Origin of the sequence: Vibrio sp. Makdt (genome assembly GCF_027587015.1) — a bacterium.
Classification (GTDB): domain Bacteria; phylum Pseudomonadota; class Gammaproteobacteria; order Enterobacterales; family Vibrionaceae; genus Vibrio; species Vibrio chagasii_B.
The window spans coordinates 139232-146123 of the sequence record NZ_JAPPTH010000014.1 but is presented as its reverse complement, the minus strand read 5'-3'; the positions used below and the strand labels follow the sequence as shown (position 1 = coordinate 146123).

The window sequence follows — 6892 nt, the reverse complement described above, 5'->3', positions numbered from 1 at the left end:
CAGAGTTTCAGCTCTTTAAAACTGAAAATAGGGGTGTAGCTCCAATTGGCAGAGCAGCGGATTCCAAATCCGCGTGTTGGGAGTTCGAATCTCTCCACCCCTGCCATATACGAAGCCTCAGCAGTAATGCTGAGGCTTTTTTACGTCTGTTGCTTCTGCAAAGCAATGTTGGGAGCTGGAGCGCCAGCCCGGTCGAATCTCCGGAGTGTCGGCCCACCCCTGCTATATTTAAGGCTCTAGTCGAAAGACTAGAGCCTTTTTGCTTTCTTAAGTTGAAATACTTCATAATCCCCTTTCAGCTTCTTCTATCTCAAATTTCCCTCTGCTCCCAAAAAGTTGCCAATAATCGTAAACTGTTCTCAAATGCCGACTAGTATAAATAATATGCATCACTTACATGGAACGGTTATGAGGTTATCTTTTGTTTTAGTTGTCCTGTTTTATTCATTTTCTTCTTTAGCAACCCCTTGGGAGAAAGAGAAAAGCCCGACGACAAACTCGACCTCATCGATCGGCAGTTACGCTAACGGCTGCTTGGACGGTGCACACGCTTTACCGATTAATGGTGTTGGCTATCAAATTATTCGTCCCCAAAGGGAGCGTTACTATGGTCACACAGAAGCCATTCAGTTTGTTGAAAGGCTCGGCGTGACAACAAGTGAGCAATTGAACACGAATCTATTGATTGGTGATATCTCACTTCCTCGTGGTGGACGCTTTTCATCTGGGCACTCAAGCCATCAAACTGGATTAGATATAGACATATGGCTGAGGTTAACGGACAAAAGGCTCTCTGAGAATGAACTCGCGGTTCCTAAGCCAGTCAGTGTCGTCGATCTTACTAACTACAAGCTTCGCCAGTCTAATTGGACTAACGACCACTTCCAGGTTATTCGTCATGCCGCTAAAGATGAAAAAGTGGTGCGGATTTTTGTTCACCCAGTGATTAAGCAGACCCTTTGCGATCAGGAAGTTTCTGATGTTAAAGAAAGGGACTGGTTAGGCAAAATTAGGCCGTGGTGGGGACACTATTCTCATTTTCATGTTCGTTTGAAGTGCCCACAAGGCAGTGCGAACTGCATTCCTCAAGCTAGTCCACCGAAAGGTGATGGTTGTGGCGAAGAGCTCGCGAGCTGGGCGCCAAAGACAGTCCCTGTTCCTCCTCCTAAAAAGGTAGCCACCAATAAGAAAAAAAAGAAAATTAAAGTCATGCCTAGTCAATGTTTAGCCTTGATTTCGAATAAGTAATCGAATTATCAATGGCTTATTAAGGTGGTAATGCCACTCGTTTTGTCGGCTCTAAAAACTGGAGAAATGTCACACTTTTGTCTAGAGTGTATAAATGCGACATTAAGAATATCGTTTGATATTGAGAGCATTAATTTGAGAAAAACAGCGACAATTTGACTGGGCTAGGTCAGGAGTAAGTGTTTGGGGTGAAAGATGCGGCTTATGTGTAGTATGTGAAATCAGAGTCTGATACCCGTAGATAGATAATTCAAGGATAAGACTATGACTATGATTTGTGCAAAGGAATTTTCAGAATGGTTAAGACATAGGTTCAGCACTGAGAATGCGGGTATTTCTATTTCAAGAGATGACATCAACCAGCTAACAGGTAGGCAGCGATTAGATCCTAGCTTTGTAAATGATGTACATTATGAATTGATGCAGTATGGAATGGCATTTGTGACAGATACAGGGCGGGAAAACTTTTATCTTGTTCCAATATCACAGTCGATAAATTGGCGAGAGCGACTCGAATATCAATTTGAAAAAGAGTTATTCTGCAACATTTATCCCATCGAAAAATCCGGTTAAGAAAAAGGTTCAACTTAATGATTAAGTTGAACCTTTTCTCTTTTAGGTCAAGCCTTGAATGATAACAAACTTCTCTAGTAGCTCGTCTTCAGTTTCAATATGGTTTGGGTCAGTGATGATGCACTTGGTAATTGGGCATACAGACTGACACGTTGGCTTCTCATAGTGACCTTTACATTCAGTACATAAATCTGGGTCGATTTCGAATATGCTGTCACCCATAGTGATTGCGCCATTTGGGCACTCAGGGTCACACATATCACAGTTTATGCACTTGTCAGTGATTAACAGAGCCATTGCTTACTTCTCAGTTTTCTAAGTAAAGTTACTTACCTGATGCGTTGCGTGTGTCTTGGCCTTCGCTCAAGTTACGCATCAACAAGCCATACTCTAAGTCTAGATCAGCTGGTACAGGGATGAATACAAAGTGACCGTTGCCTTTTGCGTCTTCAACGGCTTCAGACTTACGGTTTTCCATCATCTCTAGTGTGAAAACAACGTTACCTTTCGGTGTCATCATTTCTAAGCTATCGCCTACTAGGAACTTGTTCTTCACTTCTACTTCCGCTAGATCGCCACGGCGTTTACCTGTGAATTCGCCAACAAATTGTTGAGTATCAGAGATAGAATAACCGTACTCGTAGTTTTGGTAAGTGTCGTGAGTGTGGCGACGTAGGAAGCCTTCAGTGTAGCCGCGGTGCGCTAGGCTCTCTAGTGTACCCATTAGGCTTTCATCAAATGGCTTGCCTGCTACGGCGTCATCGATAGCTTTACGGTAAACTTGTGCTGTACGAGCACAGTAGTAGAAAGACTTAGTACGGCCTTCGATTTTCAGTGAGTGAACACCCATCTTCGTTAGACGCTCAACGTGCTGGATTGCGCGAAGGTCTTTTGAGTTCATGATGTAAGTACCATGCTCATCTTCAAACGCAGCCATTTTCTCTTCTGGCTTGTGTGACTCTGAAAGTAGAACCACTTCATCTGTTGGTTTACCTAGGCCTAGTGTGTTGTCTGGACGTTCGTCTTGAACTTCAACATCCTGAATCTCAACACCAGTAGGGTTTGCTTCAACGATTTGACCGTTTTCGTCTTCTTTTGCTGCTTCTGTTTTGTATTCCCAACGACAAGCGTTAGTGCAAGTACCTTGGTTAGGATCGCGCTTGTTCATGTAACCAGAAAGTAGACAACGACCAGAGTACGCCATGCAAAGTGCACCGTGAACAAAGATCTCTAGTTCTGTTTCTGGGCAGTGTTCGCGGATCTCTTCGATCTCTTCAAGTGATAGCTCACGAGATAGGATGACACGCTCAACGCCTTGTGTCGCCCAGAATTTTACAGTTGCCCAGTTTACAGCGTTAGCCTGAACTGAAAGGTGGATAGGCATTTCAGGGAATGCTTCACGAACCATCATGATAAGACCAGGATCAGACATGATAAGAGCGTCTGGACCCATATCAACAACTGGCTTAAGGTCGCGAATGAAAGTTTTTAGTTTAGAGTTGTGTGGCTGAATGTTACATACAACATATAACTTTTTGCCTTGAGCATGAGCTTCATCGATACCGATTTGTAGGTTTTCGTGGTTGAACTCATTGTTACGAACGCGAAGGCTGTAACGTGGCTGGCCCGCGTAAACTGCATCAGCGCCGTAGGCGAATGCGTAACGCATGTTTTTAAGGCTTCCTGCCGGTGATAATAGTTCAGGTACAAATGGTTTTTGTGTAGTCATTGCTTCGTTCTCTAATCTGATCTCAAGTCAGGTTGATACCACCAAGTGATATCAAAGGGGCGCAAATTTTACGCTAAAATGAGTCTGGTTGATAGCCCTAAAGATAGCAATGATATTAAGAAGAGAGTGAAGGGATAAATATACAGCGGGAAATATAAGAAAAATAAGCTCAGGCACGGCCGCACCTGAGCTTTGAAATTACGGATTAAGCGTTGGGCTGAGTTAATCCACCTAGTGATTCGAATAGATTCGGAAGGAACACGCTGAACTCACCACATAGCAATGAGAAATCTGCATCAAAGCGTGCAGCTTGGTCCTCACGGGGAATATCGTCGTTCTCATCTTTAAGTTCATCGCTGAACTTCAGGCGTTTGATACTGCCGTCTTCAGCAAGGATGAATTCAATGCGATCTTGCCAGTTGATAAGCAGCTTAGTTACCACTTTATTTGCTTCGATGTGGTTTTTAATCTCGTCGGCTTCTAGCTCTTGTTTTTTAACTCGAACAATACCACCGTCTTCTTGAATCGACTTAAGCTCAGCTTCATCAAGCATTGTAATGCCTTGAGGTGTATCACCTGATTTAACCCACTCGGTTAGAGTCGTTTCAATCGCTTGCTCAGGAATAGCTGGCACGACTGGTAGGCTACCCATTGTTTTACGCAGCAGAGCTAACACGTCTTCTGCTTTTTTGTAGCTGCTTGCATCAACAACAATGAAACCTTCTTTTGGCATGATCAGCGCGTATGTGAAGTTACTGCGGCTGAATGCGCGAGGAAGGAGATCAATGATGATGTCTTCTTTGAGGCTGTCTTTCTCTTTCTTTTTAAGAGGAGTGCCAGACTCAGCTTCAAGTGTTTCGATTTTTGCATTCAGTGACTCTTTAATCACAGATGCTGGTAGCATTTTCTCTTCTTTCTTTGCACAGATGAGAATGCGGTTCTCTGATACGTGCGTCATCATATCGCCATGTTTACCCATTGCGTGCACCCAACCAAATTTCTGTTTGTCTTGGCTACCACAAGGAGTAAAGCGGAATTCTTCAAGTTGTTTCTCTAGCTGATCTGCGTTGAAATCAATATCACGGTTGAAGCGATAGACTAGGCAATTTTTAAACCACATATATTTTTCTCATACCTTTTTAGAAGTGCCTCATGATATGAGATCTAATTCGATTTGTCCTTAGCTCTGTATCAAAAGTTATAAAGTGAAACGTTTGAGACAGTTATATGAAAATTTGTTTTCAAAGGTCACAAAAGTGTCATAATTAACTCAGATAATGCAATGCGTTGATTAAATACAAAGGCTATTCAATTATGTCGAGAAGGATTCTGGTCGTTGAAGATGAAGCACCTATTCGTGAGATGCTGTGTTTTGTACTTGAACAAAAAGGCTACCAAGCAGTAGAGGCTGAAGATTACGATACAGCGGTAAACAAGCTATGTGAACCTTTCCCAGATCTAGTATTACTAGATTGGATGCTACCTGGTGGTAGCGGGATAAACTTTATCAAGCACATGAAGCGTGAAGAGTTAACTCGCAACATCCCAGTGGTGATGCTAACAGCTCGTGGTGAAGAAGAAGATAAGGTTCGCGGTTTAGAAGTTGGCGCTGACGACTACATTACCAAACCGTTTTCGCCAAAAGAGCTTGTTGCTCGCCTTAAAGCGGTGATTCGTCGTGTAACACCAACGGCATTGGAAGATGTGATTGATGTACAGGGCCTTAAATTAGACCCAGTATCACACCGCGTGACCGCAAGTGAAGGTCCAGTTGATATGGGACCAACAGAATTCAAAATGCTGCATTTCTTTATGACGCACCAAGAGCGTGTATACAGCCGAGAGCAGCTGCTTAACAACGTTTGGGGTACCAATGTTTACGTTGAAGACCGAACGGTTGATGTACATATTCGACGCCTGCGTAAAGCGCTTGAGTCTGCAGGTCACGATAAGCTAATCCAAACGGTTCGTGGCGCTGGCTACCGTTTTTCTACAAAGGCTTAATGTGGCTTCGCTGCCCAGTTTACGGAGTCCTGAATGGTTGAAAAGTTAACCTGGAAAAAGCTGGCTTGGGAGCTGGCTTTTTTTTACGCACCATGGGTTTTAGTCGGATGGATATTCGGTTACCTACCTTGGTTACTGCTGGCTGCTACGGTATTGCAGCTCGGCTGGCATCTACACAACCAAATGCGTTTGTCCGCATGGCTGTGGGATGAGAAGCGTCTAACTCCACCTTCAGGCTCTGGGAACTGGGAATCTCTGTTTAACGGTATTTATCGTATGCAGCAGAGACAGCGTCGCAAACGCAAAGAACTGACTAACCTTATCCGCCGTTTCCGTAACGGTGCAGAATCGCTTCCCGATGCCGTTGTGGTATTTCGCGGTGAAGGCAATATCGTTTGGTGTAACAAGCTAGCTCAGTATTTGTTGGGCTTTCGTTGGCCAGATGATTCAGGTCAACCGATCTCGAATTTGATTCGTACTCCAGATTTTATTAAGTACCTTAATAAACAAGATTTCTCTGAGCCATTAGAGATGCCTTCTCCACTGAATGTGGAGCGTATGCTTGAACTGCGTATTGTGCCATATACCGAGGGTGAGCACCTGATGGTGGTACGTGATGTGACCCAGCTTAAACAGCTAGAGGGCATGCGCCGTAACTTCTTTGCTAACGTTTCTCATGAATTACGTACGCCGATGACTGTACTTCAAGGTTACCTTGAAATGACGGAAGACCCAGACATGATCGTTGGCCCGATGTGGACCAAGGCGCATGGCGTAATGACTGAGCAGCTCAATCGAATGAACAGTTTGGTTAATCAACTACTCACGCTTTCGAAAATTGAAGCGGCGCCAATGCATGAGTTGGATGAAGTAGTCAACGTTCCGGCGATGCTTGAGGTTCTTGAGAAAGAAGCGGCGAGCCTTAGCGGTGAGCGCGAACATAAGCTTGAGTTTGATATCGATAAGAGCCTACGAGTTCTTGCCGATGAAGACCAATTGAGAAGTGCGATTTCGAATTTGGTTTATAACGCGGTTAAATACACACCCGCAGGTGCAACAGTCAAAGTGCGTTGGTATCAAACCAGCCAAGGCGCGTGCTTAGATGTGTCAGATACCGGTGATGGTATTGAGCCTCAACACTTACATCGACTCACAGAGCGCTTCTATCGTGTAGATAAAGCCCGCTCTCGTGATACCGGTGGTAGTGGTCTTGGATTAGCGATTGTAAAGCATGCGCTTAGCCACCACGATTCACACCTCGAAATTCAAAGTAAAGTGGGCGTCGGTAGTCGTTTCCATTTCACGTTGCCAAACCGATTGACCGTGTCATGAGTGACT

Annotated in this window: 7 protein-coding genes and 1 tRNA gene; 5 read left to right on the top strand and 3 right to left on the bottom strand. The window is 44.2% G+C overall.

Going from position 1 to position 6892, the window contains the following annotated elements:
* Positions 1–29: 29 nt before the first annotated feature.
* The 3 genes from OH460_RS17680 (at position 30) to OH460_RS17670 (ending at position 1821) form a co-directional block, all read left to right on the top strand.
* A tRNA-Trp gene (locus OH460_RS17680) sits at positions 30–106 on the top strand.
* A gap of 302 nt (positions 107–408) precedes the next feature.
* The gene (gene mepA, locus OH460_RS17675) at positions 409–1248 is read left to right on the top strand and encodes a penicillin-insensitive murein endopeptidase (protein WP_269999007.1); all 840 of its coding nucleotides are present in this window, start codon (positions 409–411) and stop codon (positions 1246–1248) included.
* 264 nt (positions 1249–1512) lie between these two features.
* On the top strand, positions 1513–1821 hold the full coding sequence (locus OH460_RS17670) for a hypothetical protein (protein WP_268665301.1): 309 nt from the start codon (positions 1513–1515) through the stop codon (positions 1819–1821).
* 42 nt (positions 1822–1863) lie between these two features.
* On the opposite strand, the gene OH460_RS17665 is transcribed toward OH460_RS17670, so the two are convergent.
* The 3 genes from OH460_RS17665 to rdgC all read right to left on the bottom strand — a co-directional run bounded on the left by OH460_RS17665 (position 1864) and on the right by rdgC (position 4670).
* Positions 1864–2118: a YfhL family 4Fe-4S dicluster ferredoxin gene (locus tag OH460_RS17665; RefSeq protein WP_004740368.1), complete on the bottom strand. Its 255-nt coding sequence runs from the start codon at positions 2116–2118 to the stop codon at positions 1864–1866.
* 28 nt (positions 2119–2146) lie between these two features.
* Positions 2147–3550, bottom strand: coding sequence for a prephenate-dependent tRNA uridine(34) hydroxylase TrhP (gene trhP / locus OH460_RS17660; RefSeq protein ID WP_061033314.1), 1404 nt, complete (start codon positions 3548–3550; stop codon positions 2147–2149).
* A 205-nt stretch (positions 3551–3755) separates the two neighbouring features.
* Positions 3756–4670, bottom strand: a complete 915-nt coding sequence (rdgC, locus tag OH460_RS17655) for a recombination-associated protein RdgC (protein WP_008223904.1) — start codon at positions 4668–4670, stop codon at positions 3756–3758.
* 194 nt (positions 4671–4864) lie between these two features.
* Here rdgC and phoB point away from each other — a divergent pair, with 194 nt between their 5' ends.
* Positions 4865–5554: a phosphate regulon transcriptional regulator PhoB gene (gene phoB / locus OH460_RS17650; protein WP_004735064.1), complete on the top strand. Its 690-nt coding sequence runs from the start codon at positions 4865–4867 to the stop codon at positions 5552–5554.
* A gap of 33 nt (positions 5555–5587) precedes the next feature.
* Complete coding sequence (phoR, locus tag OH460_RS17645; RefSeq protein WP_269999006.1) at positions 5588–6886, top strand: phosphate regulon sensor histidine kinase PhoR; 1299 nt, start codon at positions 5588–5590, stop codon at positions 6884–6886.
* Positions 6887–6892: the final 6 nt, after the last annotated feature.

Excerpts from the sequence above, each read along its gene's own strand:
- mepA (WP_269999007.1), top strand. The coding sequence starts at position 409 with ATGAGGTTATCTTTTGTTTTAGTTGTCCTGTTTTATTCATTTTCTTCT.
- OH460_RS17670 (WP_268665301.1), top strand. The coding sequence starts at position 1,513 with ATGACTATGATTTGTGCAAAGGAATTTTCAGAATGGTTAAGACATAGG.
- OH460_RS17665 (WP_004740368.1), bottom strand. The coding sequence starts at position 2,118 with ATGGCTCTGTTAATCACTGACAAGTGCATAAACTGTGATATGTGTGAC.
- trhP (WP_061033314.1), bottom strand. The coding sequence starts at position 3,550 with ATGACTACACAAAAACCATTTGTACCTGAACTATTATCACCGGCAGGA.
- rdgC (WP_008223904.1), bottom strand. The coding sequence starts at position 4,670 with ATGTGGTTTAAAAATTGCCTAGTCTATCGCTTCAACCGTGATATTGAT.
- phoB (WP_004735064.1), top strand. The coding sequence starts at position 4,865 with ATGTCGAGAAGGATTCTGGTCGTTGAAGATGAAGCACCTATTCGTGAG.
- phoR (WP_269999006.1), top strand. The coding sequence starts at position 5,588 with ATGGTTGAAAAGTTAACCTGGAAAAAGCTGGCTTGGGAGCTGGCTTTT.